The sequence below is a fragment of the Sphingobium limneticum genome (genome assembly GCF_008710165.1).
Lineage (GTDB): Bacteria > Pseudomonadota > Alphaproteobacteria > Sphingomonadales > Sphingomonadaceae > Sphingobium > Sphingobium limneticum.
This window is the reverse complement of the sequence record NZ_VYQA01000004.1, coordinates 188,945-214,087: the sequence shown is the minus strand read 5'-3', so window position 1 is coordinate 214,087 and position 25,143 is coordinate 188,945. Positions and strand designations below refer to the sequence as shown.

Sequence of the window (25,143 nt, the reverse complement as noted above, 5' to 3'; positions counted from 1 at the left end):
CCGAACGGAATCACTCAGAAGCGATGATCGACGCCCTATCCCTGCTGATCAGCCATGGCGTGATCCTGCTCGCCGCCTGGCGCCTGCTGCCGCGTGCCGATCTGGACCGCGATCCGCTACCGCAGCCTCCTCCGGCATCGGAGCCACATGCCGATGCGTGACCTCTTCTTCATCGCCTTCCTCGGCCTCTTTGGCCTGATGGGTTTGAAGCGGCCGTTCCTGCTGGTGGCGGTCTACGCCTATATCGACATCGTCTCGCCCCAGCGCCTGTCCTATTTCCTGCTCAACACCATTCCCATTTCCGCCATGGCCTTTGCCGCGATGGTCGGCGCCTGGCTGGTGATGGACGACAAGAAGGATTGCCGATTCTCCGCGCGGCAGGGGCTGATGCTCCTATTGGTCGCCTGGTGCGGCTACACCACCCTGACCGCCGATTTCCCGGTGGAGGCGCTGACCAAATGGAATTGGGTTTGGAAGGCGATCATCGCCGGCATCTTCCTGCCGCTGGTCCTGCGCACGCGCCTGCGGATCGAGGCGCTGACCGTCTTCATGATTCTCTGCGCCAGCACCATCATCATCAATGGCGGCATGAAGACCGCGCTGTCGGGCGGCGGCTATGGCGTGCTGAACTTGATGGTCGAAAATAACAGCGGCCTGTACGAAGGCAGCATCATCAGCTGCGTCGCCATATCGCTGATGCCGCTCATCCTCTGGCTGTCCAACCATGGCACCATCTTCCCGCCCGACTGGCGGGTGAAGGCCTTCTGCTATGCGTTGTGCCTGGCCTGCATGCTGATGCCGATCGGCACGGAGGCCCGCACCGGCCTCGTCTGCCTCGTCCTTCTCTTCGGCATGATGCTGATGCGGTCGAAGAAGAAGTTCATCTACGGCCCGCTGCTCGCCGTCGCCGGGCTGGCCGCCATCCCCTTCCTCCCCGCCAGCTTCACCCAGCGGATGGAGACGATCGAGAATCACCAGGGCGACGAAAGCGCCTCCACCCGCGTCGCGGTGTGGATGTGGACGCTCGACTATGTGAAGACGCATCCGGGCGGCGGCGGCTTCGACAATTATCTCCAGAACAGCTTCACCTATTTCGCCCAGAGTACCGTCGTCGACAGCGGCGGCGCGCGGATCGAGCGCCGCACCGTCACCGACCGCGGCCGCGCCTATCACAGCGCCTATTTCGAGATGCTGGGCGAACAGGGCTATTTCGGTTTCTTCATCTGGGCGCTGATCCACGGCATCTGCTTCATCCGGACGGAGGCGATCCGTCGCCTCTATCGCAAGCGAAATGGACCGGACGAGGCCTGGATCTCCCCCTTCGCCTCAGCCCTGCAACAGGGCCATGTCGTCTACATGATCGGATCGCTCTTCGTGGGTATCGCCTACCAACCCTTCATCTTCATGATGCTCGCGCTTCAGATCGGGCTGGACACCTATCTGACCCGACTGCGCAAGGATGCGGCCAAGCGCGACTTGGACGCCGCCCTCGCCGCCCGGCACGGAGTCCCGGCATGAACGGCGAACTGCGCGCGCTGGGCGTCGCCCATGGCCTGTTGCTGGGGCTGGCGCTGGCCTGTCCGCTTGTGGCGCCGGACCTCCTGCCCTGGGGCATGGACGCGCTGATGCTGATCGGCGGTTTCCAGCTGCGGCTGGCCGATCGCCGCTTCACCCTGCGCTCCGGCACGAGGGAGTGGGTCAGCCATATCATCATGGCGCCATCGCGGCTGCTCCGCTGGGGCGCGGCGGCGGTCGTGGCGCTGATCGCCGGCGACCTCAGGTTGGCGGGCGCGATCCTGACCGCTGCCCTCGCTTGCGAGTTGCTGGCCTATCCGCTCGCCACCCTGCTGATCGGCCGGCGCAGCCTGATCCACGCGGCCGGCGCGCTTCCGCTGCTGATCGCGGCGACCGGCGCCATGGGCCAGCCTGCCCTGCACCTGATCCTGTGCTTCCTCACCGGCGTGACCGCCTGCATGGTCTGGCTGCGCGGCCCCGATGGCGAGCCGCGCGCGCTGGCGCTGGCGCTGGGCGGCGGCGTGGCCGCGATCGCCGCGCCGCTGCTCTTCCCCGGCGCCCTCGCCTTCGCCGCGCCGACTTTCGCCGTCTGCGCCGCCTGGACGCTGGCCCATCTGTCGATGCTGCGCCGCCCGGTCATGCCATGGCGGCTCAGCGCCGTGCCGGCCAACCTGGCCGTCAGGCTGCGACCGGCTGGCCTGCGTCAACCGCTGCCTTGAAGGCTTCGACAAAGGCGGGGATATCGTCCGGCTTGCGGCTGGTGATGATATTGCCGTCTATCGCCACCGCCTGATCGACGACCTGCGCGCCGGCGTTGGTCAGGTCGGTGCGCACCGATGGCCAGCCGGTGACGGTCTTGCCGCGCACGACATCCGCCTCCACCAGCAGCCACGGCCCATGGCAGATCGCCGCCACCGGCTTGCCCGCGTCGACGAAGGCCCGCACGATCGCCACCGCCTTGTCGTTGGTGCGCAGCGTATCGGGATTGGCGACGCCGCCGGGCAGGATCAGCCCGTCATATTCGGCGACTTTCACCGCCTCCAGCGTGATTTCCGGCGTGATGGTGTCGCCCTTCTCATCATGTTTCATACCCTGGATCGGCTGCGTGTCGGGCGCGGCCAGCACGACCTCCGCCCCGGCGTCGATCAAGGCCTGACGCGGGTCGAACAGTTCGGACTGCTCGAAGCCGTCGGTCGCGACGATCAGGATGCGGCTTTCCTCGATGGCGGGCATATGTCTCTCCTTGATGATGCGGGAAAGCCCTTCAACCGCTCGCCTCGCTACAGGTTGCGGAACGAAGCGACGAACGGCGGGTTTTCCGGTACAAATGCCAGATCTTACACATAGCGACGACAGCTGCCCCGGCATTACCCGCCGCGCGCTGAAGCATGGCTGGGCCTATTATCGCGCCGATGGCGCCCGCATCACCGACCGCGAGGAAATCGACCGGCTGAACCGCATCGCCTTGCCGCCCGCCTATCGCGACTGCTGGTTCTGCGCGTCTCCCTACGGCCATATTCAGGCGATCGGCTATGACGACCGGGGCCGGAAACAATATCGCTACCATCCCGACTTCCGCGCCGCGCGAGAGGCGGAGAAATATGCCGGCTGCCCCGATTTCGGTCGCGCTCTACCCAAATTGCGCGAGCGGCTGGAGGCCGACCTGTCGAAACGCGGCCTGCGCAAGGACCGCACTTTGGCTGCCGTCGTCCGCCTGCTGGACCTCGCCAAGCTGCGCGTGGGCAACGAACATTATGCCACCACCAACAAGAGTTTCGGCGCCACCACGCTGCGCCGCCGCCATGTCGACCTGACCGGCAAGACGCTGACGCTGCGCTACCGCGCCAAATCGGGCAAGCAGCAGCAGCTGACCGTCACCGACACCCGCCTGCTGCGCTTCGTGCGGCAGGTGCAGGATCTGCCGGGCCAGCATCTCTTCCAATATGTGGACGAAGATGGAGAGGCGCGGCCGATCACCTCCAGCGACGTCAACGCCTATATTGCCGATGCGATGGGCGCGCCGTTCACCGCCAAGCATTTCCGCACCTGGGGCGCCTCCACCATCGCGTTCGAAACGCTGGCGGCCGGCCATGTCTCCCTGAAGCAGATGCTGGAGCCGGTGGCGCAGGCGCTGGGCAATACGCCGGCGATCAGCCGCAAAAGCTACATCCACCCCGCCCTGATCGCGCTTTGCCGCGATGGGCAGGATGATTGGCGCGCGGGGCTTCGCTTGCCGCGTCGAACCCGCTATCTCTCCCGCGGGGAACGCGGCCTGATCGCTTTCCTCGACGGCATTGCCGATTGCGCCCCGCTTGCAGCGGCGGCCTGACACCAAATTTTCGACCAGACAGGATTGGCATGGCCGACAAGAAGACCGACACCTCCCTTCCCGACCTCACTGTTCATGCGCCCAATTTACGGGAAATGGGACAGAGCACCATCGCCTGGTTCCAGCTCCATTATGTGCAGATCGCGATCGCGGTGGGTGCGGCGATCATCATCTATCTCGCGCTCGCGGCGCTGCGCGAACTGGGCAAGCGGCACAAGGGTGGCGTCGGCGACCCGCTGGGCTATGCCAATGTGCTGGGCCGGGCGGCGGCGCGCACCACCCATTATTTCATGATCCTGGTCGCCGCCAAGCTGGTGGTGGGCTATGCCGACGCGCCGCCTTCGCTGGCGAAGACGGTCACCTTCCTCTTCACCATCGCGGCCGTGTTGCAGGCCGCGCTCTGGGCGCGGGAAATCATCCTGGGCCTGATCGAGCGCAAGACGCTGGCGGAGGATGGCGGCGGCGAAACGCTGGCCAATGCGATGGGCCTGATCCGCATTCTGGTCAGCTTCGCGCTGTTCGCCATCGCCGCGATCGTGGTGCTGGACAATCTGGGCGTCAACGTCACCGGCCTGGTCGCGGGTCTGGGCATCGGCGGCATCGCCATCGGTCTGGCGGCGCAGGGCATCTTCTCCGACCTGTTCGCCGCGCTGTCCATCATCTTCGACAAGCCGTTCCGCCGGGGTGAGATCATCACCTATGACCAGACCACCGCGCGGGTGGAAAAGATCGGCCTGAAAAGCACGCGCCTGCGCGCGATGAGCGGCGAGAAGAAGGTGATCGGCAACTCGCAGCTGTTGCAAAAGGAAATTACCAGCCTCCAGACGCTGATCCAGCGCCGCGTGACCTACGCCATCGGCGTCATCTACCAGACGGACGAGGCGAAGGCGGAGGCTATTCCCGCCATGCTCCAGAAGATCGTCGAGGCGGAGGGGCTGATCTTCGTCAATGCCGGCATCGTCGCCTTCGGCGCCAGCAGCCTGGACTATCAGCTGAATTTCGACGTGCCCGACCCCGACCATCATGATTATTTCCAGATGCGCCACCGCATCGGCCTCGCCATCTGGAAGAGGTTCAACGCCGAAGGGATCGAGTTCGCCTACCCGACGCAAACCAGCTTCACCGCCGGCCCGGATGGCAAGGCGATCATGCCCTATCCGGACGTGAAGCCGGCAAGGCTTGTGGGGGAAAAATGAATGAGCCTTATAGCCCTCTCCCGTCTTCACGGGAGAGGGTTGGGTGAGGGTCTTTCTTGGTGTTCGGCCATAGCAGCGTGACTCAATATAGGGCGCTGCGGTTCGCGCATGCGCCATCGTCCTGCATCAGTTGATGCTTTTCCAAGAAGGCCCTCACCCAACCCTTTCTCGCGAAAAGCGGGAGAGGGCTTAAATCAGCCGATAGCCAGCCTTCGCCACCTGTCCTACCATCCTTCCAATGTAGGATAATGTCTGCTTCATCCTGCCCGATGGACCATCTTTCCTTCTGCCCCCTGCTCCCTTGTCGCCCTCCGGTCGCATCCCTGTCGCGCCCGTGGCGCGCGATCGTCGCCCCGATGGCGCACGGGTGTCGCATGGATGGCGCGCCGGTGGCGCGTCGCAGGCGCCTTGCGAGCGCTTCGGCCCCCATCGCCCCCTGCAACAGTGTGAACTTCGCTCGTCGCTTATGTGTCGCGTAGATGGCGCGGCCTTACCATCCCGCCGCAAGACCGACTCGTCCCGCCCCACCTTGCCGGCGCCGCCCTGCCGCCCTAGCCGCTTGTCCCATGAAGCATGTCGCCCTCACCCTGACCGTCGCCGCGCTCGCCGCCGCTCTGCCCGCCACCGCCCATGCCGAAGGACTGGGCGCGGAGGCCAATTATGCCCGCGCGGACGGCCATTGGGGTACGGAACTAGGTGCGGGCTATGCCATGGGCATTGCAGGCTTCAGCCTGACGCCGGGCGCGGGCGTCTATATTCGCGATGGCGACACGAAACTCTATGGCCGGGTCGAAGCCGCCTACACCATCCCGCTGTCGATGACGATCGGCGCCGGCGTCCGCTTCAGCGGCGATAATACCCGCCCCTATGCGACGCTGGCCATGCCGATCATCCCCAAGCTGCGGGCCAAGGCCAATGTCGGCCCCAAATATTATGCGGTCGGCCTGACCCTGGGTTACTGACCCGCGCCCCACAAGGTGCCGGGCTGCAACATCCCGTCCCGCAAGGGCAGGCCGCCGGCCCGGTCCTCCGCCAGCAGCAGCGCGCCGTCCAGGTCGATCCAGTGCGCCCCCTGCGCCACCAGCGCGGCCGGCGCGATGCCCAGCGATGTGCTCAGCATGCAGCCGACCATGATGCGAAACCCGCGCGCGCGCGCCTCGCTCGCCAGCGCCAGCGCCTCGGTCAGCCCCCCGGCCTTGTCCAGCTTGATATTGACCGCGTCGAAATCGCCCAGCCGGTCGAGGTCCGCGCGGGTATGGCAACTTTCATCGGCGCATAGCGGCAAGGACGCCCGCACCCCTGCCAGCCTGTCTTCCTGCCCATGGATCACCGGCTGCTCGACCATCTCCACGCCCAGCGCGGCCAATGCCGCCGCCTCCGCCGCGATGTCCATGGCATGCCAGCTTTCATTGGCATCGACGATCAACCTGGCATCGGGCGCGCCCGCGCGCACGGCGGCGATCCGTGCCCGGTCGCCCTCGCCGGTCAGCTTGCATTTCAGAAGCGCAAAGCCCCGCGCCGCCGCTGCCCGTGCATCACTCTCCATCTTCCCCGGATCGCCCAGGCTGATGGTGAAGGCGGTGGGCAGCGCCGCCGGCGCAGCCAGCCCGGCCAGCTGCCATACCGGCACGCCCGCCCGCTTCGCTTCCAGATCCCACAGCGCGCAATCCAACGCATTGCGCGCCGCGCCGCGCGGCATATGCGTCAGCAGCGCGTCGCGCTCCAGCGGCCCGGCATAGCCTTGGAGCGCCGCGACGCATCCCTCCGCACTCTCGCCCTCATAATAGATGGCCGTGCCTTCGCCGCGCCCTTCATGTACGCCGTCGCCCACGGTACAGACGATCACATCGACATGGGTCTTGGCCCCGCGACTGATGACGAAGGCACCCGCTACCGGCCAACGTTCGACGGTCGCGGAAATTATACGGGTCATCGGCGTTCCCTGCGTCAGTCATTGACCATGTGAAGCAGCGTCATATGCGTGAAACACAAGAGGCGCCATAGCCATGCCTTTGCAGAAGAAAGAGCTTTTCCCGTGACATCCCGTGACCTGACCGGCCTCCTGCCCCTGAGCGAGACGCTGCCCGACAGCAGCGCCCTGCCGCGCCGCCTGTCCGACATGGCCTGGCGCCTTGCTTTCGGCGCGATCGGCTGGCCCTGGCTGCTCGCCAGCCTGTCGGGCGGCCGGCCGGCGGACAAGCGGGCCTTGCTGGACGAACTGGGCCTGGCCCATGATGCCCTGCCTCATCTGGGCAGCTGGAAGGCGGATGTCGGATTCCTGCGCCATATCGTGTGGGAAATCGCCCGGCTTCGGCCGACCCATGTGGTGGAACTGGGCGCCGGCGCATCCTCCCTGATCGCCGCGCGCGCGCTGCAAATTCATGGCGGCGGTCGGCTCCACAGTTTCGACCAGCATGGCGGCTTCGTCGACGCGACGCGCCAATGGCTGGCCGACCATGCGCTGGACGTCGATATCCGTCATGCGCCGCTGACCCATGAAAGCGCCGACTGGCCCGGCCGCTGGTATGCGCTGGACCAATTGCCCGAACGGATCGACCTCATCATCATCGACGGTCCGCCCTGGAGCGTGCATCCGCTGGTGCGCGGGGCGGCCGACAGCCTGTTCGCCCGCCTCTCCCCCAATGGGGTGGTGCTGCTGGACGATGCCGCACGCCCCGGCGAACGGCTGGTCGCGCGGCGCTGGCGCAAGCGCTGGCCGCATATCGACTTCCGCCTGATGAAGGATGGGACCAAGGGCACGTTGGTCGGCCGTCGCCGCGACACCAGCCTGCCGGTCGCCAACGATAATGAGGCCGGTCGCACCTGGCGCCATATGGGCCGCGCCGCCGCCATCGCCGCCCTTATCGCCACCGGCTGGATCGCGCGCGGCGAACTGGGCGAATTTCCGCAGAGCGCGCAGGCAAGCAGCTTCCTGGACGAAGCCGCCGCCTCTCGCCGGGCCGGGCTGTTGCGGCAGGGCATGGCCTCGCAGATCGAAAGTGCCCACCTCAACGCCCAAGAGATCGAACGGTCGACCGGCATCGTCCTGCCCCCCCTGCCGGCCGGATGGCGTGTCACCGATGTCCAGCTCTTCCCCACGGCCGACAGCCCGGCCATCGCCATGTCGATGGTGACGCCGCAGGGGGAGGAACTCTCCTTCTTCGCCGACCGCGCCGAAACCCCGGCGGAAGCGACGCCCTTGATGGCCCAGCGGCAGGGCGATACCGTCGCCTATTGGGAAGCGGGCAGCATGGCCTATGCGTTGACGGGTCAGGCCGATGCCCGCCGCGTGATGCAATTGGCAGGGGAAATTGCGCGGGATAGCTGAACCGGCTGGCAGGAGGCGGTATTCGGATGCAGCCGGCCGTGCTATTTTCCATGCTTGAAGCGATTTCGCGCCGGTCGGATATTTCCTATCCCGCGAAATCCCTTTAAGCGCCGCATCCATGGAGGATGCCCCGCAAACCATCGCCCGCGCCGACGCGCGACCTGCCCTTGGTAGCCTGACGATGCTGTGGCAGTTCGCCCGCCGCTATCCCGGCCGTATCGCCGGTGCGCTGCTGGCGTTGATCGTCTCCTCCGCCGCGACGCTGGGCATCCCCAGCGGCTTTCGCCTCGTCATCGATCGCGGGTTCATGGGCGGCGGCGACATCAGCCGCTGGTTCGAATATCTGCTGATGATCGTGGTGGTGCTGGCAGTGGCGACGGCGCTGCGCTTCTATTTCGTGTCCTGGCTGGGCGAACGGGTCATCGCCGATATCCGCAGCGCCACCCAGGCCAATCTGCTGCGACAGGCGCCGCGCTTCTTCGAGGAAAATCGCCCCTCGGAAATCGCGTCACGCATGACCGCCGATACCGCCATCGTCGAACAGGTTGTCGGCTCCACCGTCTCCGTCGCGCTGCGCAACCTTGTCACCGGCATAGGCGGACTGGTCTATCTCTTCGCCCTGGCGCCCAAGCTGGCTGCATTGCTGCTCCTCGGCATCCCGGTCATCCTGCTGGTACTGATCGGCCTTGGCCGCCGGGTGCGTGGCCTGTCCCGCGCCAGTCAGGATCGGCTGGCCGACATCGGCAGCGTCACCAGCGAAGTGCTGGGCGCGATGAAGATCGTCCAGGCATTCGGGCAGGAAAAGCGCGAAGCCGACCGCTTCGACGCCACGGTGGAGAGCGGCTTTGGCACAGCGCGCAAGCGCATCGCGTTGCGGGCGTTGATGACGGCCGTGGTGATCGGGCTGGTGTTCGGCTCGATCACCGCCGTGATGTGGCAGGGCGCGCTCGACGTCGCCGCTGGGCGCCTGTCGGGCGGGAGCATTGCAGCCTTCGTCTTGACCGGCGGCCTGGTTGCCGGCGCGTTCGGATCGCTTTCGGAAAGCTGGGGCGATTTGTTGCGCGGGGCCGGCGCGGCCAGTCGTCTGCATGAATTGATGACGGCCGAGCCGGACATCCTGCCGCCCGCTTATCCCGCCATCCTGCCCGCCGCCGATCACGGCGCGCGACTGAGTTTCGAGGATGTGCATTTCCATTATCCCACCCGGCCCGATCAAGCCGCGCTCCATGGCGTCTCCTTCGCCGTCGCACCAGGTGAGACGGTGGCGGTGGTCGGTCCGTCAGGTGCGGGCAAATCGACGCTGATCCAGCTGGCGCTGCGCTTCTATGATCCCTCCTCCGGCACCGTGCGGCTGAATGGGGTCGCCCTGCCCGACGCCGATCCCGCTGCATTGCGCGCGATGATGGCGATGGTGCCGCAGGATAGCGTGATTTTCGCGGCCTCGGCCCGCGACAATCTGCGCTATGGCCGTTGGGACGCCACGGACGAGCAGATTTGGGATGCCGCGCGCGCCGCCAATGCCGAGGCGTTCCTGCGCGCTTTACCCCAGGGGCTGGACAGCCAGATGGGGGAAGGCGGCGCACGCTTGTCGGGCGGCCAGCGCCAGCGTCTCTCGATCGCCCGCGCATTGCTGCGTGACGCCCCGATCCTGTTGCTGGATGAAGCCACATCCGCGCTCGACGCCGAATCGGAAAAGCTGGTGCAGGATGCACTCGGACGATTGATGCAGGGGCGCACGACCATCGTCATCGCCCACAGGCTGGCGACGGTCCGCGCCGCCGATCGCATTTTGGTGATGGATGAAGGCCGCATCGTCGAGCAGGGCGACCATGCAGCGCTGGTGGCCAAGGACGGTCTTTATGCCCGTCTCGCCAGCCTGCAATTTCAGGACATGGCATCAACCTGATACCGGCGCGCTAAGCCTTAGGAGCATCAGCTGATCGGCCTCAGTCGGACGATGCTCCGATCATTCGCTTGCGCTGATGGTCGGCGAGCCCTCGACTATTCTGGCGGACCCCAGGATGCCCTAGCGCGCAGCGGCGGTCAGGTTCAGGCCAACGATATGATCGAGGATGGCGGGATGCAGCGGCCGCTCGAAGGCACAGCCTGATTCCGGACCACGGGTCCACAACACGCGGGCGCGCCGGCCTTCGAAGCCTGGCAGCATGATCCACACATCGCTGCCGACGGTCAACTTCATGAAGCTTTGCAAGCGGAAACCGGTTACGGACACATCGGTGATCCGGCTGGTGAACCAGGTTTCACCCGGCCGCCGGATCTTGACGCCGATCTGGACATGACGACGCTCCGCCGCCCGGCCCTTCCGATCATATTCTGTCTGTCGTTCCAGGCCCATATCGATACCGCTCTGTCCTCACGCCATTTTCGGCGATCTAGGTAATCAAAGGGTTAAATTGGGGGCGGTCCAGCCGCAACTCACCGCTTTTGGATCATATGACGCAAAAAAGGGGCCGCCCGAAGGCGACCCCTGAATATCTGCAATCTTCTATCGCTTATGCCCGGCCCGCCATCCCGAAAACCGGGAAGTCTTGCGCGGGAAGAGCGCTACCGGACGTCAGCGATCAGAAGCTGCCATATTGTTCGTTGCCGACGAAGCCCAGCTTCGTCACGCCCGCACGCTTGATCTCCGCCAGCACTTCGTCAACCGTCACATAACGGGTGGCGGCGTTCGGCTGGAACTGCAGTTCCGGCTCGACCGGCAGGCGCAGCGACTGCTGCAGATACTGACGCAGGGTCAGCAGGTCGATCGGCGAACCGTTCCAGGTGATGATACCAGCCGGATCGATCGCGACCTTGTTCTTGACCGGGTCGATCACGCTGTCCGTAGGCGGCGCGTTCTGCGGCAGGTCGATCTTCACCGCGTGGGTCTGGATCGGAATGGTGATGATGAACATGATGAGGAGAACGAGCATGACGTCGATCAACGGCGTCGTGTTCATTTCCATCATCGGCTCACCATCATCGGAGCCCATGCTCATAGCCATAGCGAAATCTCCTTAATCAGCCGGTCAGAGGCGGGTCGTCGACGTGCCGGGTTCCGGCTCGGAGATGAAGCCCACCTTCGGGAAGCCAGCGCGCTGCATCGTATAGATGGTGCCGCCGATGCAACGATAGGGGGTATTGATGTCGCCGCGGATATGCACTTCTGGCAGATCCTCAGGCGTCATATTTTCAACGCCGCCTGCCTTCTTGATGTCTGCTTCCAGCTTGGCGACAGCACGATCCAGCAATTCGCTGGAGCTGACGGGCGCCAGGCCCCAGAACACCGCACACTTGCCATCAGAGGCCTGTGTGACCGAAAGCGACACATTTTCCGGCTTCGTCGTGGTGGGCTCGAAAGCCACCTTGGGAAGCTGGAGATCGACCGTCTGAACGACGACCGGGACAGCGATGAGAAAGATGATGAGCAACACCAGCATGACGTCGACGAGCGGCGTCGTGTTGATGTCGGACAAAGGCTTGTCGTCACCGCCGGAGCCAGCACTCATTGCCATTGATACTATCCTAACCTTTATGTCGATGGTGCCCCGTCAACCGAGGCCCACGTCCGGCGGGAAACCGGGCGGTCGCAGCCGCCACCCGGTTCCCGAACCGGAGTATTAAGGCAATCAGGCCTTGGTCGGTGCAGCAGCCGGCTTGGCAGCAGCGGCCGGAGCGGCAGCAACCGAAGGCTTCACGGCGCCGTCCGAAACCAGATAGGCGAGCAGGTCGACGGTGAAACCGTTCAGCTGTTCGGCGATCGACTTGTTACGACGCTGCAGGAAGTTGTAGGCGAGCACTGCGGGAACGGCCACGGCCAGACCCAGAGCGGTCATGATCAGAGCTTCACCGACCGGGCCGGCAACGGCGTCGATCGAAGCCTGACCGGCAGCGCCGATCTTGATCAGGGCGCGGTAGATACCGATAACGGTACCGAACAGACCGATGAACGGCGAGGTCGAACCGACGGTTGCGAGGAAGGCCAGGCCACCGTTCAGCGACGAGTTGATCGCGGCTTCCGAGCGAGCCAGCGAACCGTGCAGCCAGTCATGGGCTTCGACCGGATCCTTCAGCTTGCCATGCTCGTCCTGGGCCTTGATGCCGTCATCGACGATCTGCTTGTAGGCCGAGTTCTTTTCGAGCTTGGCCGACGCTTCCTTCAGCGAAGCGGCGCGCCAGAAGGTCGCACGGATCTTCTTGCCCTGGCTGATCACCTTCTGCTGTTCGATCAGCTTGGTGAACAGAATGTAGAAAGTACCGACCGACATGGCGCACAGGATGAGGAACACGGTCCAGGCGATGGTACCGCCCTGTTCCAGGGCTTCCATCAGGCCATAGGGGTTTTCCGGCTTGGGAGCCGCAGCTGCGAGATACATCAACATGTTCAAGACTTCCCTCTCAATGAGATCAAGCTAGGGCAAGGCGGCGCCACGCGCACGCCTTCCCGATCAGGATTATTCCGGCAGACGCCAGGTGATACGCCCGTTGTAGGTGTCGGGCATGTCCGCACCATCAGAACCCTTGGCCGGCTTGAAGCGCGCACGCTTCGGCAGCAGACGGCAGGTTGCTTCGTCGAGGTCGGCATGGCCGGTCGACTGCGTGATGGTGCAGTTGGTCACGCGACCATCTGCGCCGATTTCCAGACGGAAACCGGCCGTACCCGAACGTTCTTCGCGCTGCGCGCGGCTCGGATAGTCGGCATCGCTGAGCCAGCTGCCCGGCGAGCTACGCGGCGAAGCGCGCGAAGCAGCCTGAGGCGGTGGCGGCGGTGCGGCCGGGGGTGGCGGCGGTGCGGCAACCGGGACCGGATTGAACACCGGAGGGGGCGTCCGAACGGTCTGAATCGGTGGCGCAGGCGCCGGGGTCTGCACAATCGGCGGAGGCGCGACGACCGGCGGCGGCTCGACCGGCTGGTCTGGCGGCGGCGGTGGCGGCTCCTCGTCCGGTGGTGGCGGTTCCTCCTTCACGTCGATCACGTTCAGCTGTTCTGCCGCCTTTTTGACATATTTCATGCCAAGACCGGTGACGAAGGCATAGCCAAGAACAGCGTGAATCAGGGCGACGATGACGATCGAGACAGTCCGACTCGATCCTTGCGAGTGGTCAGCATAGGCCATTCGGCAACGACACTCCTTAACTCATCTTACCAGTGGTTTATACAAAATCAGCCAAAAACGACCCAAGCCGACCGGGCTATCCCAATCGCCTTTGGCCCCTGTCCGTTCATTTGCTACCGCGCAAACTCCTATCGCGGCGCATCGTGGCACGCAAACGCTTTATCGTTTTGTTCATTTGCGGTTACCATTTCATATCGGAATGACTTGCCTGTGACATCCTTGCCACGGGCTAAAAACACAGGACGAAGATGACAAAGAAATCCGCTACCCGCTCGGCCCGATTTGGGTTGGCCTGCCTCATTTCCGCCGCATCTTCCGCGGTTTTCCCGGCCTTTGCGCAAAATCCACAGATGGTAACGCAACCATCGGGAGGACAGGCCGGCCTGTCCTATGCCGACATCGTGGACCTGGCTGACAAGGCGCCGCTGGTGGCCAATGTGCGGATTCGCAACATCATCGCCATAAAGCCCGATCAGGCCGGAAATGTCCCGGCAGGGCATAAAAGGCTGTTTGTAGAGGCGGATGTAACGGGGCTGATTCGCGGTGAAGCGGGAATCAGTCCCCTTGTAACCTATCTTTACGATGCAAAGACCGACGCCCGAGGGAAGATCCCCAAGCTCAAAAAGGCGCAGGTGATCCTGTTTGCCCGGCCCGGCAGTCGCCCCGGGGAGATTCAATTGACCGCCCCGGACGCACAAATCGCGGCCACCCCGGCCGCCGTGGAGCGGGTGAAGGGCATCCTGTCCGCCCTGGTCGCGCCCAACGCGCCGCCACGCATCGTCGGACTGGGCGATGCCTTCCATGTTGCTGGCACGATCGCTGGCGAAGGCGAGACGCAGATATTCCTGCGCACCGAAAATGGCGATCCCGTTTCACTCTCTGTTCTCCGTCGCCCCGGACAAGCCCCCCACTGGGCGGTCGCTCTGGGCGAAATCATGGACGAGGCCGCCCGCCCGCCCGAGCCGGGCAGCCTGCTCTGGTATCGAATGGCATGCAGCCTGCCCGCGACCCTGCCCGCCCGTTCGGTTCGCACCCTGTCCGCGCAGGACGCCGAGGCCGCTCGTGCCGACTATGGCGTCGTGATCGCCGCGCTTGGGTCGTGCGGGCGCACGCGCGTGCCGGGCTGATTCGGGCGCGGGCGCCGCGCGTGCCCGCTTTTCCTTGGACAGATACGCTGGGGCGGCTATCAGCGCGGCGTTCATCAGCCGGAAGGAAGACACACCGCCATGACCAATCTGCACCGCCATGCCCCGCTGCGCGTCGCGCTTGTCGGCCTCGGCACGGTGGGCGGCGGGGTGATTCGGCTGCTCGAAACCAATGGCGACCTGATCGCCCGGCGCGCCGGCTGTCCTATCCAGATCGTCGCCATTTCGGCGCGCGACCGGAACAAGGATCGCGGCGTCGACCTGTCGCCCTATGAATGGGTGGACGATATGACGACGCTCGCCACGCGCGACGATGTCGATGTCGTGGTCGAACTGATCGGCGGCGCGGACGGCCCGGCTTTGACCCTGGCACGCCAATGCCTGACATTGGGCAAGCCTTTCGTCACCGCCAACAAGGCGATGCTGGCCCATCATGGCCTGGACCTTGCACGGCTCGCCGAGCAGGGCGGCATCGCACTGAAATATGAAGCTGCGGTCGCAGGCGGCATCCCGGTCATCAAGGGCATGCGCGAAGGCGCCGCCGCCAACGAGATCAGCCGCGTCTACGGCATCCTGAACGGCACCTGCAATTACATCCTGACCACGATGGAAAAGGAAGGCCGGGGGTTCGACGAGGTTCTGAAGGAAGCGCAGGAACTGGGCTATGCCGAAGCCGACCCCAGCTTCGACATTGATGGTGTCGATGCCGCGCATAAGCTGACCATCCTCGCCAGCCTGGCCTTTGGCACCGAACTGGATTTCGATGCGGTCGCCACCACCGGTATCCGCCACGTCATCGCCGCCGATATCGCCGAAGCCGCAGCGCTCGGTTTCCGTATCCGACTGGTCGGCATGGCACAAAACAGCGCCGACGGCCTGTTCCAGCGGGTCCATCCGATGCTGGTGCCGCTCGACCACCCCCTCGCCCATGTCGACGGGTCGCTGAACGCCGTGGTGGCGGAGGGTAATTTCGTCGGGCGCCTCTTCTTCCAGGGGCGCGGCGCCGGGGACGGCCCGACCGCATCGGCCGTTGTCGCCGACCTGATCGACGTAGCGCGTGACGAATATGGCGACGCCTTCGCCATGCCGGTCGCGGCGCTGACGCCGCAGAATACCGCCGATGCCGGCAAGCGGATCGGCCGCGCCTATCTGCGCTTCAAGGTGCAGGATCGCCCCGGTGTGCTGGCGGAAATCGCCGCCGCCACCCGCGACGCCGGCGTGTCGATCGAAAGCATGATCCAGCGCGGCGCAAATCAGGCCGACGGCGTGCTCGTCGCGATCGTCACTCATGCCGGCGAAGAACGCTGCGTACGCGAAACGCTGGAGCGGCTGGCCGGATCGGACAGCTTGCTCGACACCCCGATGGTGATGCACATTCTCGACTGAACGCGCGCCTAATGCTGCCCGGCGCCCTTGAAGCGATCGGGCAGCGGCGGCGGCAGCGCAAGATCGGCGTCGGGATCGACGATCGCCGTTACAGCCTTAATCGCTCCATCCAGCGTCTTTGCGGCATTCCAGCCGCCGACGCATCCGGCCGCCTGTCCGCCAACGACACCGCAGGAACCCTGTTTTGCCGGGGTGGCGGATGCGCGCGGCGCGTCTCCGCGTAAAATCCCGCTACTGTCGGCTTCACGCGGCAATGGCAGGCGCTCCTTCGCATTACGTTCCGCCCGATTGCCGCACACGACAATCGCGCCGCCGCTGCGGTCGCACGGGCGGATCACCTGGGTCTTGGCCCGATAGGTCGCCATCAACGCGTCCTCATCCGCCTCTTGGGCTGCCAACGGCGACGCCGCCGCCAGGGCGAAGAGAAGGAGAAAGCGCTTCATCACGCGCAGAAAAGCAACCAATCATGGCGGCATCATGGCTGCCTGCCCATTGCCCGGAGGATCATGGGCCTCGTCCCTTCCTCGCTCGACAAGCGGGGGGCGAACTCCTATCGCCTCGATCCACAAGACAAGGCAGAGGAAGTTTATGGTGCAGGGAAGCTCGACACTAGATCGTGTCCTGGTGCTCGAAATGGTCCGTGTGACCGAAGCGGCCGCCATCGCCGCGTCCAGGCTGATCGGCCGGGGCGACGAAAAAGCCGCCGACGCCGCAGCGGTGGAGGCGATGCGCCTCGCCTTCAACGATCTCTACATGGACGGGACGGTCGTCATCGGAGAAGGCGAACGCGACGAGGCGCCGATGCTCTATATCGGCGAAAAGGTCGGCAGCGCGATCGGCACCGGGCCGAAGATCGACATCGCGCTCGATCCGCTGGAAGGCACGACGATCACGGCCAAGGCCGGACCGAACGCGTTGGCCGTACTGGCCATTTCCGAAGAAGGCGGCCTGCTCAACGCACCTGACGTCTATATGGAAAAGCTGGCGATCGGCCCCGGCTATCCGGACGGCACGATCGACCTGAAGAAATCGGTGCGCGAAAATGTAGAGTCCGTCGCAAAGGCCAAGGGCGTCGATGCGCACGAAATCATCGTCTGCGTGCTCGACCGCCCCAGACATGAGAGGCTGATCAGCGAATTGCGGGCGATCGGCTGCGGGATCATGTTGATTCCGGACGGCGACGTCGCCGGAGTGATCGCGACGACCGACCCGGAAACCACGATCGACATCTATATGGGGTCGGGCGGCGCGCCGGAGGGTGTGCTGGCCTGCGCCGCGCTGCGCTGCGTCGGCGGTCAGTTCAAGGGCAAGCTGCTGTTCCGTAATGAGGATGAGAAAGCGCGCGCCCGCAAATGGGGCATTACCGATATCGACAAGATATATGACCTCCATGAGCTGGCGAAGGGCGACTGCATCTTTGCGGCGACCGGCGTGACCGACGGATCTTTACTCGATGGGGTGAAGCGCCTGCCGGGTGGCAAGTTGACCACCGAAAGCGTGGTCATGCGCGCCAGCACGGGTACGGTGCGCTGGGTGAAAGGCGAGCATCGCTTCGACCACAAGAATCAGAGCTGAAAAAGATGAAGGGAGCCGCCCGACTCCCTCAAACGCGTGCTAACGGCCGGCGCGATGATTGAGGTCGTGGCCCAACGCCAATATGCCGACGCCGATCAGCGTATAGACGCTTTCCTGCATCCCATGGTCCATGGTCAGCGCACCTGCCATGACGCCAAGGCCCAGCGATCCGATCGCGGCCGGCATCATATAACCATGGACCAGCGCGCCATGGCCGAGCGCGACCGCGCCCAGCAGGATCGCCAGTACCAGGCCAGCTTCGTGGAAGAGCGGGCTTTCGAAGATACCGCCCGCCGATGCGAGCAGACCCAGGATTACCGCTGTGGCGAAACAATGGGCGACACACAGACCCGACAACGCGATCGCGATACGATCGACGCGACCGCTCATCAGGGCATGGCGCAAAATCAACTTCATGGTCGCCGCTACATAGGCCAACCTATAATAAGTTACAACATAACATCGTGATTTTTCCGCCGTCAGACGCGGCAGATCTAGCCGAAAGATCAGGCGGCGAGGCGCAGGCAGTTACGGCCGCTATGCTTCGCGCGATAAAGCGCCTTGTCCGCCGCTTCCAACATGGCGGACCGATCGGACGCCCCGTCCAGTTCGACCAAGCCGGCACTGAACGTGATCGTGATAGCGACAGATGCTTCGACCAGAATCGGATCGACCAGCAGGGCACGCAGCCGCTCGCACATCATGCTTGATCGATCGATGTCGCTATTCGCCAGCAGAATGGCGAATTCCTCGCCCCCCAGCCGACCGATACTATCGCCCGTGCGCAACCCCAAGCGCAGGCGTTCGACAAAGGCGCTGAGCACCCGGTCACCTGCGCCATGGCCGAAGCGATCGTTGACCGACTTGAAATGGTCGATGTCGATCAGAAACAGTGAGGAGCGGGCGCCCATGGCGGCGCGCGCGATCTCACGGTCCAGCTTTTCAAGGAAGGCGCGGCGACTGTCCGCACCCGTCAGCGAATCGCGTGCTGCCACCTGTTGAAGGGCGTGTTGGCGCGCCTTGTGCCGCGACATGTCGCGAATCATGCTAACGACGCCGCTGGGCAGTCCGCGCTCGTCGATCATCGCGCGGCTTACCATTTCGCACCATTCCAGCCCGTCGGCCATGACCAGCGGCCGGAACTCGACCTTATGGACCGAGCCGGGCTGCGCCAGCGCCCGCCGATAAGCGGCGATCACGACATCGCGATCCTGTGGATCGACCAGATTGGCGGCCTCCTGCCCGACCAGCAGGTCCGGCGCACAACCGATCTGCTCGGTCGCCGACGGCGATGCATATTGGATCACGCCGTCCACGCCGATGTTGAGCACGACGTCGCCGCTATATTCGGCCATCGCCCGATAGCGCGCCTCGCTTTGCTGCAACATCTGGAACAGGCGTTTGCGGGCCGCCAGTTCGACCGCGACGGGCATGCACAGCAGAAAGCTGAGCGCGAGATAGAATTGGAAGAACTGGATGCGCTCGCCGGTCCCATCGGCAACCCAGGCCAGCGGGCCGATGCCCGCCATCGTAGCCTGCCCGCCGATCGCGGCCAGCAGGATGATCGCGAGAGCCGACCCCATATGACCGACGCGAAAGGCAATCAGCACCAGCGGCAGTAGCGGCGCGAAGAGCAGCGGATAGCGCGCCCAGTGAAAGACATGGAAAGTCGTCAACGCAAACAGGGCGAGCAACAGCACCGCCTCCACGCGCGCCTGCATCGATGCCTCATCCAGCCAGCGGCGAAACTCGCCCTGAAAGGCCATGATGAGGATCGGTGCACAGATCAGTCCGCCCAGCACATGGCCTGTGTACCATTGGACAAAGGCATGGGCGAAGGACACCGGCGTCAGGGTCGACGCGACCCAGGCGGCCCCAAGCCCGGCAAGGATATTGGCGGCGCCACATAGCGCGATGACGAAGACGACCAGCGGACGAATCGCTCCTGTGACCAGCCTGTCGGCCACGAACCAGCGACAGATGACGACCACGATCAGCGATTCGAGGATGTTGATCGCCGCCATCGGCAACGCCGCGATCGCCCCCATGCCGACCCATGCTGTCGCCGCCGCACTGGCGATGCCGCAGGCGATGATGGTGCGCGTCCAATGCGCTGTCCGCGATGTCAGCAATTCCGCCATCAGGAAGGCATTGGCTGCCCAGATGAAGGCCAGTCCTCCTTCGAAGCGGGACATGGACAGGGCCAGCGAGGCCACCGCAAAATAGACGCAGCCGGTCGAGATCGGCGCAATCCAGGATCGGGGGTGGCGGAGGGCGGTACGCGGCATGTTGCGGGCGGTGCTACCCCTTCATTCTTAATATTTGTTCTCAGGCGCCGACACGTCGTGACGATAGCGTTACGGCTTCGCCAGCACGCTATGCCAACCCGCCAGCCGCGCAACCCGGACACCCGCCTCCACGGCCGGCACGAATCGCGTCGATGCCGAAGCCATATGGGTCGCTGCCTCCAGCGACGGGAACAGGCCACAACCCAGTCCCGCCAGCATCGCCGCACCCCGTGCCGTCGTTTCGACATCGGCCGGCCGTTCGACGGGCAGGTCCAGCATGTCCGCCATATCCTGCGCAATCCAGTCGTTGGCGCTCATCCCGCCGTCGATACGCAGCATGCGCCAAGGCGCGCCGTCGGCTGCGAAAGCCGCGGCCAGATCATGCACCTGATGCGCCATCGATTCGAGCGCGGCGCGGATGATGTGCGCGCGACCGGTGCCATGGGTGAGGCCGCTGATGATCCCGGTCGCTTCCGGCCGCCAATAAGGGGCGCCAAGGCCAGCCAAAGCGGGGAGCAGAACCACGCCGCCATTGTCGGGCACTGACCGGGCGATCGCGTCGGTATCCGCCGCTGCTGCGATCAGGCCGAGACTGTCGCGCAGCCATTGGATCAGGCTGCCGGCAACGAAGATGGACCCTTCCAGCGCATAATGGCGGCGGCCGTCAATCTGGCAAAGGACCGTGCCGAGCAGACGATGGGCGGAGATGGGGAGCCGATCGCCCAGCGACGCCAGCACGAAGGCACCGGTGCCCAGCGTCGCCTTGACCGCGCCCGTTGCCAGGCAGCCCTGCCCGATGGTTGCCGCCTGCTGATCGCCGGCCAGACCGCAGATTCGGATCGGTTCGCCCAGCAGATCGGGCAGGGTCGCGCCGAAATCGCCGGCATTGTCGACGATGGCCGGCAGAGCGCTTCCCGGTACGCCAAACAGGTCGCACAGTTCCGCGTCCCAGCCCGCCCCATCCAACGCCATCAACTGGGTGCGACTGGCATTGCTGGCGTCGCTGATGTGCAGGCCACCGGTCAGTTTCCAGACCAGCCAGCTTTCAACCGTACCAAAGGCGAGCCGGTCGCCCGCCGCCGCCGCCTGCGGCCAGTGGTCGAGCATCCAGCGCATCTTGGTCGCGGAGAAATAGGGATCCAGGATCAGGCCGGTCCGCCGCTGGACCAGCGCTTCATGGCCGCCCTGCCGCAGGATCGCGCACTGATCGGCGGTGCGCCGATCCTGCCACACGATCGCCCGGCCCAGCGGATCGCCGCTTTGCCGGTCCCAGGCGACGACCGTCTCCCGCTGGTTGGTGATGCCGATCGCGGCGATCCGGTCGGTGCCGCCCGCCCGCGCCACCATCTGGCGGGCGCAATCCAGCGTGTGCGTCCAGATTTCCGTCGCATCATGTTCCACCCATCCGGGCTGTGGATAAAATTGAGTGAGGTCCGCCTGCGCCGTCGCCACGCGCGTACCATCAGGCGCGAACAGCATCGCTCTGGTCGATGTCGTTCCCGCATCCAGCACCAGCAGGTGACGCTCGCTCATGCCCTCTCCTCCAGCCAACTTTCCAGTCGCTCCACCTGCTCACGGTTCAGCCGCAGGCCGATCTTGCTGCGCCGCCAGAGTATGTCTTCGCTGGTCTGCGCCCATTCGCGGGTCATCATGTGGCGGACCTCCGCTTCGCTCAGTCCATGGCCGAAATCCAGACCCAACCCGCTCGGATCGGTGGCATCGCCCAGCCAGACCCGTGCCTGCGTACCATAAGCGCGAGCGATCCGGTCGAGCGTGGCCGGCGTCAGAAAGGCATAGTCGCGGGCCAGTCCGGCAGTGAGTTCGGCAAGGCCGGTCATCGGAAAATCGCCACCGGGCAGGGGCGAGTCAGCAGTCCAATCACTCCCTTGAAGAGCGGGCAGATAGGGTTTCAGCTGCTCCACCGCCTCGGCCGCCAGATGACGATAGGTGGTGATCTTCCCGCCGAAGACGCTGAGCAGTGGCGCTTCGCCCGGTGCGCCATCAATGTCCAGTCGATAGCCCCGCGTCGCCGCCTCCGGCCGGCCCGAACCGTCATCGACCAGCGGACGCACCCCGGCATAGGACCAGAGGACATCCGCCGGCGCGATCGGGCGCGCGAAGTAGCGATTGGCCGCCGCGCACAGATAAGCGATCTCCTCATCACTTGGGACGACATGGTCCAGCCCACCCTGATGATCCCGGTCGGTCGTGCCGATCAGGGTGAAGTCGCGCTCATAGGGAATGGCGAAGAAGATCCGGCCGTCGGGCAGCTGGAAGAAATAGGCATGATCGTGATCGAACAGGCGCGGCACGACGATGTGCGATCCGCGCACCAACCGAATATGGCGATCGGTCGGCCGATGCGCGCGGTCCAGCAGGTCGAGCACGGCAGGGCCGGTGGCGTTGACGACGGCCCGTGCACGGTACGGCTGCTCGGCACCTTGCGTCGTTCTGGTCTGGATGTGCCAAAGGCCCTCGTCCCGCTCCAGTCGGACGACGGCGGTGCGGGTACGGACATCCGCGCCCCGGTCGGCGGCATCGCGCGCATTGAGCAGGACCAGCCGCGCGTCATCGACCCAGCCGTCGGAATAGCAATAGGCCGGACCGAAACCCGGCTTCAGCGCCTTACCCGCGCCATGGCGGCGCAGGTCGATCGCCTCGGTCGCGGGCAAAGCGCGACGACCGCCGATATGGTCGTAAAGGAAGAGGCCCAGCCGCAGCATCCAGCGTGGGCGCAAGCCTTTGGTCCAAGGCAGGACGAAACGCATCGGATGGATGATGTGCGGGGCGATCGCCCAGAGCCGCTCCCGCTCGATCAGCGATTCGCGCACCAGAGCGAAGGCATGATGTTCCAGATAGCGCAGGCCGCCATGGATCAGCTTGGTCGAGGCGGAGGATGTGCCGCTGGCAAGGTCGCCCTGCTCCAGCAGCAGCACGCGCGCGCCGCGCCCGGCGGCATCGCGGGCAATGCCACAGCCATTTACCCCACCGCCGATGACGGCAAGGTCGTAGATATCGGCTGCTGGCGTCTCGCTCACGCCCCATGATGTAGGCGGCGATGCCGGATGAGGGAACCGGCAAATGCAAAACCCGGCGGCGGCGCGCCTTGGCACACCACCGCCGGGCCTTCGTCAGTCCCCGGACGAAGAGGATCAGGCCAGGCTGTCGATCACCAGCCCGCTATTGCTGCTGTCGGTGCTGCTCGCCACGCTGCCGTACAACGACTGAGACAGGCTGCTGCGCAGATTTTCGAGGAAGGCGATGATCGAATCCAGCTGATCCGTCGCACTGGTCGCGTCGGTGCTGCTGGTCGTGCTGCTGTCATCGCCATCATCGCTCGATCCAGACGGTGGCGGCCCAGGCGGCGGGCCACGCATGGCGCCGGGGCCACCGACCCCGCCCATGCCGTCGATGCTGAAACCCTGATCTTCCCCACCGGCGTCGGCCGTAACGGTCGATCCGCCTGGTCCCTGCGCGAAGAAGCTTTGCAACGCGGATGCCTGATCCTCGGTCAACGTCCCTGCCGACACCTGATCGTCGATCATCGAATCGATCCGGTCCTTCATCCCGGACGGGTCGAGCCGTGCGCTGCTATCGCTGGCGGAGGAAGAGAGGGCGCTGCCGATCGAATCCAGCGCGGTTTCCAGCGCGTCGCCATCGACTTGCGACAGCGACCCCGCCTCTACGGCGGCACCGATCTTGCGGTCCATCATCGCGCGGGGCGATGGCGGCATGTTCATGGTATAGCTATTGATACTGGTCATGGTTGAAGTCCCCACTTCATTTCAGTGAGGGCCATCATGCCGAAGAGATCTAAAAAAATCTTGTATTTCAATGACGTAATTTATTGAAATATAAGCGCTACGGTCTTCAACCGGCGGTTAACGACCTGGGTGCGTCAGGCCTTTTCCAGCGTGCATTGCAGCGGATGCTGATTCTGCCTGGCGAAATCCATCACCTGATTGACCTTCGTTTCAGCCACTTCATAGCTGAATACGCCGCATATGCCGACGCCACGCTGATGGACGTGCAGCATCACCCGCGTCGCTTCCTCCATGTCCATGCGGAAGAAGCTTTGCAGCACATGGACGACGAACTCCATCGGAGTATAGTCGTCGTTGAGCATCAGCACCTTGTAGAGCGAAGGCTTTTTGGTGCGGGTTCGCGTGCGGGTGGCGATACCGACGTTGGGGCCGCCGGGGCCTTCGCCCTGATCGTCCGAATCCTGGCCGGCCATGGTGACGGGGCCTGCATGGGATGGGGTAAAGCTGTTCATGATGCCCAAGGATATGGCGATTTCCCGCTCCATGGCAAGGGGCGGGATGTTCGATCCGACGGCTGGCGGCAATAATTCAACGTTAACGCGAAAGGGGCGCCGCCCTCCATCCGGAAAGCGACGCCCCTTTCAGGCTATGCTTGGAAAAGCGTGGCCGATCAGGCGGCCAGCGCCTTCACCTTGTCCGTCACCAGCGTCACGCGGGCGGTCAGCGGCTGGGCGACTTCGCCGGCCAGCTTCATCATCGCTTCGCTGTTCTTGGCGGCTTCCTTGGTGAACTCGTCGAAGCTGCTCGACAGGAGCTGGCTCTGGAGCTGGAAGAATTCGGTCGGCGTCTTGACGGTCGAGAAGCTCTTGAACGAGGCGGTCGCCTTTTCGAAGTTCTTCTTGCTGTAGTCGACGGCTTCCTGGCCGAGCGTTTCGATGCCCTTGGCCGCGATCTTGCCCGATTCGACCAGCGCTTCGACATTGCCCTTGGCGATGTCGCTCAGCTCTTCGATGGCCTTGGTCGACTTTTCGACATGGCCCTTCGCCTTTTCGTTGAAGTCGGCATAGGCGGTTTCGAACTTGGCTTTGGTGTCTTCGGCGAACTTCTTTCCGGTTTCAATGACGTCGGTCATGCTTTTTGTTCCTTCTGCGGGCAGCGGCTGGGTCGCGATGGGTTCGGCCTTTTCGATCAGGCTCTCTGTAGTTTCTAGTATCGACGAAGGGGTCGGCGTGGGCGCCGGCGTAGGGGTGGGCGTCGGCGTCGGCGTCGGCGTCGGCGTCGGCTCCTTCTGCGGATTGGTGTCGATCGGTTTCACCGCGGCTGAGATCGCAGCCGGCTTTCTGGGCGCGGGCGCAGGTTTCTTGACCGGCGCGCTGCCGATAGCTGATTCAGCCGCCTTGAGCGCTTCGGTCGCCGACAGCGTCGTCGAGCCGGTCTTGCCACGCGGACTGACCTTTGGAGCCTTTGGTGAAACAGCCATGACCATCCTCCGTTTGTTGC

The 25,143-nt window shown here is 64.6% G+C and carries 26 protein-coding genes; 11 read left to right on the top strand and 15 right to left on the bottom strand.

Annotation, left to right across the window (positions count from 1 at the left end):
* Positions 1-23 precede the first annotated feature (23 nt).
* Genes F4U95_RS24765 through F4U95_RS07485 form a run of 3 tightly spaced genes read left to right on the top strand, consistent with a single transcriptional unit; the run spans position 24 to position 2,234 of the window.
* On the top strand, positions 24-161 hold the full coding sequence (locus tag F4U95_RS24765; protein ID WP_170267480.1) for a hypothetical protein: 138 nt from the start codon (positions 24-26) through the stop codon (positions 159-161).
* Complete coding sequence (locus F4U95_RS07490) at positions 154-1,518, top strand: DUF5935 domain-containing protein (protein ID WP_150425180.1); 1,365 nt, start codon at positions 154-156, stop codon at positions 1,516-1,518. Before F4U95_RS24765 ends, F4U95_RS07490 begins: the two co-directional genes overlap by 8 nt.
* The gene (locus F4U95_RS07485) at positions 1,515-2,234 is read left to right on the top strand and encodes a hypothetical protein (RefSeq protein ID WP_150425179.1); all 720 of its coding nucleotides are present in this window, start codon (positions 1,515-1,517) and stop codon (positions 2,232-2,234) included. Before F4U95_RS07490 ends, F4U95_RS07485 begins: the two co-directional genes overlap by 4 nt.
* Here the strand turns inward: F4U95_RS07485 and F4U95_RS07480 are convergent.
* A complete protein-coding gene (locus F4U95_RS07480) occupies positions 2,194-2,748 on the bottom strand; it encodes a type 1 glutamine amidotransferase domain-containing protein (RefSeq protein WP_150425178.1) in 555 nt (184 codons plus the stop codon). The two genes, F4U95_RS07485 and F4U95_RS07480, sit on opposite strands and share 41 nt — an antisense overlap.
* Positions 2,749-2,842: 94 nt before the next feature.
* On the opposite strand from F4U95_RS07480, the gene F4U95_RS07475 reads away from it, so the two are divergent.
* The 3 genes from F4U95_RS07475 (at position 2,843) to F4U95_RS07465 (ending at position 6,002) form a co-directional block, all read left to right on the top strand.
* Positions 2,843-3,844, top strand: a complete 1,002-nt coding sequence (locus F4U95_RS07475) for a DNA topoisomerase IB (protein WP_120251624.1) — start codon at positions 2,843-2,845, stop codon at positions 3,842-3,844.
* A gap of 29 nt (positions 3,845-3,873) precedes the next feature.
* Positions 3,874-5,040: a mechanosensitive ion channel family protein gene (locus F4U95_RS07470; protein ID WP_150425177.1), complete on the top strand. Its 1,167-nt coding sequence runs from the start codon at positions 3,874-3,876 to the stop codon at positions 5,038-5,040.
* A gap of 566 nt (positions 5,041-5,606) precedes the next feature.
* On the top strand, positions 5,607-6,002 hold the full coding sequence (locus F4U95_RS07465) for a hypothetical protein (protein WP_150425176.1): 396 nt from the start codon (positions 5,607-5,609) through the stop codon (positions 6,000-6,002).
* On the opposite strand, the gene dgcA is transcribed toward F4U95_RS07465, so the two are convergent.
* Complete coding sequence (gene dgcA, locus F4U95_RS07460; RefSeq protein WP_150425175.1) at positions 5,996-6,973, bottom strand: N-acetyl-D-Glu racemase DgcA; 978 nt, start codon at positions 6,971-6,973, stop codon at positions 5,996-5,998. The genes F4U95_RS07465 and dgcA overlap by 7 nt on opposite strands.
* Before the next feature lie 102 nt (positions 6,974-7,075).
* Here dgcA and F4U95_RS07455 point away from each other — a divergent pair, with 102 nt between their 5' ends.
* Both F4U95_RS07455 and F4U95_RS07450 read left to right on the top strand, forming a co-directional pair.
* Positions 7,076-8,368, top strand: coding sequence for a class I SAM-dependent methyltransferase (locus F4U95_RS07455; RefSeq protein WP_150425174.1), 1,293 nt, complete (start codon positions 7,076-7,078; stop codon positions 8,366-8,368).
* A gap of 118 nt (positions 8,369-8,486) precedes the next feature.
* Positions 8,487-10,274 carry an ABC transporter transmembrane domain-containing protein gene (locus tag F4U95_RS07450; RefSeq protein WP_120251618.1) on the top strand — a complete coding sequence of 596 codons (1,788 nt, stop codon included), beginning with the start codon at positions 8,487-8,489 and terminating at the stop codon, positions 10,272-10,274.
* A gap of 120 nt (positions 10,275-10,394) precedes the next feature.
* On the opposite strand, the gene F4U95_RS07445 is transcribed toward F4U95_RS07450, so the two are convergent.
* From F4U95_RS07445 to F4U95_RS07425, 5 genes are all read right to left on the bottom strand, one after another.
* Entirely contained in the window at positions 10,395-10,724 is a 330-nt protein-coding gene (locus tag F4U95_RS07445; protein ID WP_150425173.1) for a PilZ domain-containing protein, read from the bottom strand.
* A gap of 226 nt (positions 10,725-10,950) precedes the next feature.
* A complete protein-coding gene (locus F4U95_RS07440; RefSeq protein ID WP_120251616.1) occupies positions 10,951-11,373 on the bottom strand; it encodes an ExbD/TolR family protein in 423 nt (140 codons plus the stop codon).
* A gap of 24 nt (positions 11,374-11,397) precedes the next feature.
* Positions 11,398-11,883, bottom strand: a complete 486-nt coding sequence (locus F4U95_RS07435; protein ID WP_120251615.1) for an ExbD/TolR family protein — start codon at positions 11,881-11,883, stop codon at positions 11,398-11,400.
* Between the two features lie 114 nt (positions 11,884-11,997).
* Complete coding sequence (locus tag F4U95_RS07430) at positions 11,998-12,750, bottom strand: MotA/TolQ/ExbB proton channel family protein (RefSeq protein WP_172598807.1); 753 nt, start codon at positions 12,748-12,750, stop codon at positions 11,998-12,000.
* 72 nt (positions 12,751-12,822) lie between these two features.
* Positions 12,823-13,485, bottom strand: a complete 663-nt coding sequence (locus F4U95_RS07425) for an energy transducer TonB (RefSeq protein ID WP_120251613.1) — start codon at positions 13,483-13,485, stop codon at positions 12,823-12,825.
* Positions 13,486-13,733: 248 nt separating this feature from the next.
* Here F4U95_RS07425 and F4U95_RS07420 point away from each other — a divergent pair, with 248 nt between their 5' ends.
* Entirely contained in the window at positions 13,734-14,612 is an 879-nt protein-coding gene (locus F4U95_RS07420) for a hypothetical protein (RefSeq protein ID WP_170267479.1), read from the top strand.
* Between the two features lie 99 nt (positions 14,613-14,711).
* Complete coding sequence (locus tag F4U95_RS07415; RefSeq protein WP_120251611.1) at positions 14,712-16,016, top strand: homoserine dehydrogenase; 1,305 nt, start codon at positions 14,712-14,714, stop codon at positions 16,014-16,016.
* A gap of 8 nt (positions 16,017-16,024) precedes the next feature.
* Here F4U95_RS07415 and F4U95_RS07410 read toward each other — a convergent pair whose 3' ends face one another.
* A complete protein-coding gene (locus F4U95_RS07410) occupies positions 16,025-16,459 on the bottom strand; it encodes a hypothetical protein (protein ID WP_150425263.1) in 435 nt (144 codons plus the stop codon).
* 145 nt (positions 16,460-16,604) lie between these two features.
* Between F4U95_RS07410 and glpX the strand changes: the two genes are divergently transcribed.
* Complete coding sequence (gene glpX, locus F4U95_RS07405; RefSeq protein WP_150425172.1) at positions 16,605-17,591, top strand: class II fructose-bisphosphatase; 987 nt, start codon at positions 16,605-16,607, stop codon at positions 17,589-17,591.
* A gap of 39 nt (positions 17,592-17,630) precedes the next feature.
* On the opposite strand, the gene F4U95_RS07400 is transcribed toward glpX, so the two are convergent.
* The 7 genes from F4U95_RS07400 to F4U95_RS07370 form a co-directional block, all read right to left on the bottom strand.
* On the bottom strand, positions 17,631-18,008 hold the full coding sequence (locus F4U95_RS07400; protein WP_120252284.1) for a MerC domain-containing protein: 378 nt from the start codon (positions 18,006-18,008) through the stop codon (positions 17,631-17,633).
* Positions 18,009-18,097: 89 nt separating this feature from the next.
* Positions 18,098-19,879 carry a sensor domain-containing diguanylate cyclase gene (locus F4U95_RS07395; protein WP_150425171.1) on the bottom strand — a complete coding sequence of 594 codons (1,782 nt, stop codon included), beginning with the start codon at positions 19,877-19,879 and terminating at the stop codon, positions 18,098-18,100.
* Between the two features lie 69 nt (positions 19,880-19,948).
* Positions 19,949-21,412: a glycerol kinase gene (locus F4U95_RS07390; RefSeq protein ID WP_150425170.1), complete on the bottom strand. Its 1,464-nt coding sequence runs from the start codon at positions 21,410-21,412 to the stop codon at positions 19,949-19,951.
* Complete coding sequence (locus F4U95_RS07385) at positions 21,409-22,917, bottom strand: glycerol-3-phosphate dehydrogenase (protein ID WP_150425169.1); 1,509 nt, start codon at positions 22,915-22,917, stop codon at positions 21,409-21,411. Before F4U95_RS07385 ends, F4U95_RS07390 begins: the two co-directional genes overlap by 4 nt.
* A gap of 114 nt (positions 22,918-23,031) precedes the next feature.
* On the bottom strand, positions 23,032-23,643 hold the full coding sequence (locus F4U95_RS07380; protein ID WP_150425168.1) for a hypothetical protein: 612 nt from the start codon (positions 23,641-23,643) through the stop codon (positions 23,032-23,034).
* A 134-nt stretch (positions 23,644-23,777) separates the two neighbouring features.
* On the bottom strand, positions 23,778-24,155 hold the full coding sequence (gene clpS, locus F4U95_RS07375; RefSeq protein ID WP_425505044.1) for an ATP-dependent Clp protease adapter ClpS: 378 nt from the start codon (positions 24,153-24,155) through the stop codon (positions 23,778-23,780).
* Between the two features lie 158 nt (positions 24,156-24,313).
* Positions 24,314-25,123, bottom strand: a complete 810-nt coding sequence (locus F4U95_RS07370; RefSeq protein ID WP_150425167.1) for a phasin family protein — start codon at positions 25,121-25,123, stop codon at positions 24,314-24,316.
* Positions 25,124-25,143 lie beyond the last annotated feature (20 nt).

Coding starts and splice junctions, on each gene's coding strand:
- F4U95_RS07420 (WP_170267479.1), top strand. CDS start 13,734: ATGACAAAGAAATCCGCTACCCGCTCGGCCCGATTTGGGTTGGCCTGC.
- F4U95_RS07450 (WP_120251618.1), top strand. CDS start 8,487: ATGGAGGATGCCCCGCAAACCATCGCCCGCGCCGACGCGCGACCTGCC.
- glpX (WP_150425172.1), top strand. CDS start 16,605: ATGGTGCAGGGAAGCTCGACACTAGATCGTGTCCTGGTGCTCGAAATG.
- F4U95_RS07390 (WP_150425170.1), bottom strand. CDS start 21,412: ATGAGCGAGCGTCACCTGCTGGTGCTGGATGCGGGAACGACATCGACC.
- F4U95_RS07480 (WP_150425178.1), bottom strand. CDS start 2,748: ATGCCCGCCATCGAGGAAAGCCGCATCCTGATCGTCGCGACCGACGGC.
- F4U95_RS24765 (WP_170267480.1), top strand. CDS start 24: ATGATCGACGCCCTATCCCTGCTGATCAGCCATGGCGTGATCCTGCTC.
- F4U95_RS07400 (WP_120252284.1), bottom strand. CDS start 18,008: ATGAAGTTGATTTTGCGCCATGCCCTGATGAGCGGTCGCGTCGATCGT.
- F4U95_RS07410 (WP_150425263.1), bottom strand. CDS start 16,459: ATGAAGCGCTTTCTCCTTCTCTTCGCCCTGGCGGCGGCGTCGCCGTTG.
- F4U95_RS07490 (WP_150425180.1), top strand. CDS start 154: ATGCGTGACCTCTTCTTCATCGCCTTCCTCGGCCTCTTTGGCCTGATG.
- F4U95_RS07445 (WP_150425173.1), bottom strand. CDS start 10,724: ATGGGCCTGGAACGACAGACAGAATATGATCGGAAGGGCCGGGCGGCG.
- F4U95_RS07370 (WP_150425167.1), bottom strand. CDS start 25,123: ATGGCTGTTTCACCAAAGGCTCCAAAGGTCAGTCCGCGTGGCAAGACC.
- F4U95_RS07415 (WP_120251611.1), top strand. CDS start 14,712: ATGACCAATCTGCACCGCCATGCCCCGCTGCGCGTCGCGCTTGTCGGC.
- F4U95_RS07430 (WP_172598807.1), bottom strand. CDS start 12,750: ATGTTGATGTATCTCGCAGCTGCGGCTCCCAAGCCGGAAAACCCCTAT.
- dgcA (WP_150425175.1), bottom strand. CDS start 6,973: ATGACCCGTATAATTTCCGCGACCGTCGAACGTTGGCCGGTAGCGGGT.
- F4U95_RS07485 (WP_150425179.1), top strand. CDS start 1,515: ATGAACGGCGAACTGCGCGCGCTGGGCGTCGCCCATGGCCTGTTGCTG.
- F4U95_RS07475 (WP_120251624.1), top strand. CDS start 2,843: ATGCCAGATCTTACACATAGCGACGACAGCTGCCCCGGCATTACCCGC.
- F4U95_RS07380 (WP_150425168.1), bottom strand. CDS start 23,643: ATGACCAGTATCAATAGCTATACCATGAACATGCCGCCATCGCCCCGC.
- F4U95_RS07425 (WP_120251613.1), bottom strand. CDS start 13,485: ATGGCCTATGCTGACCACTCGCAAGGATCGAGTCGGACTGTCTCGATC.
- F4U95_RS07440 (WP_120251616.1), bottom strand. CDS start 11,373: ATGGCTATGAGCATGGGCTCCGATGATGGTGAGCCGATGATGGAAATG.
- clpS (WP_425505044.1), bottom strand. CDS start 24,155: ATGAACAGCTTTACCCCATCCCATGCAGGCCCCGTCACCATGGCCGGC.
- F4U95_RS07470 (WP_150425177.1), top strand. CDS start 3,874: ATGGCCGACAAGAAGACCGACACCTCCCTTCCCGACCTCACTGTTCAT.
- F4U95_RS07395 (WP_150425171.1), bottom strand. CDS start 19,879: ATGCCGCGTACCGCCCTCCGCCACCCCCGATCCTGGATTGCGCCGATC.
- F4U95_RS07465 (WP_150425176.1), top strand. CDS start 5,607: ATGAAGCATGTCGCCCTCACCCTGACCGTCGCCGCGCTCGCCGCCGCT.
- F4U95_RS07435 (WP_120251615.1), bottom strand. CDS start 11,883: ATGGCAATGAGTGCTGGCTCCGGCGGTGACGACAAGCCTTTGTCCGAC.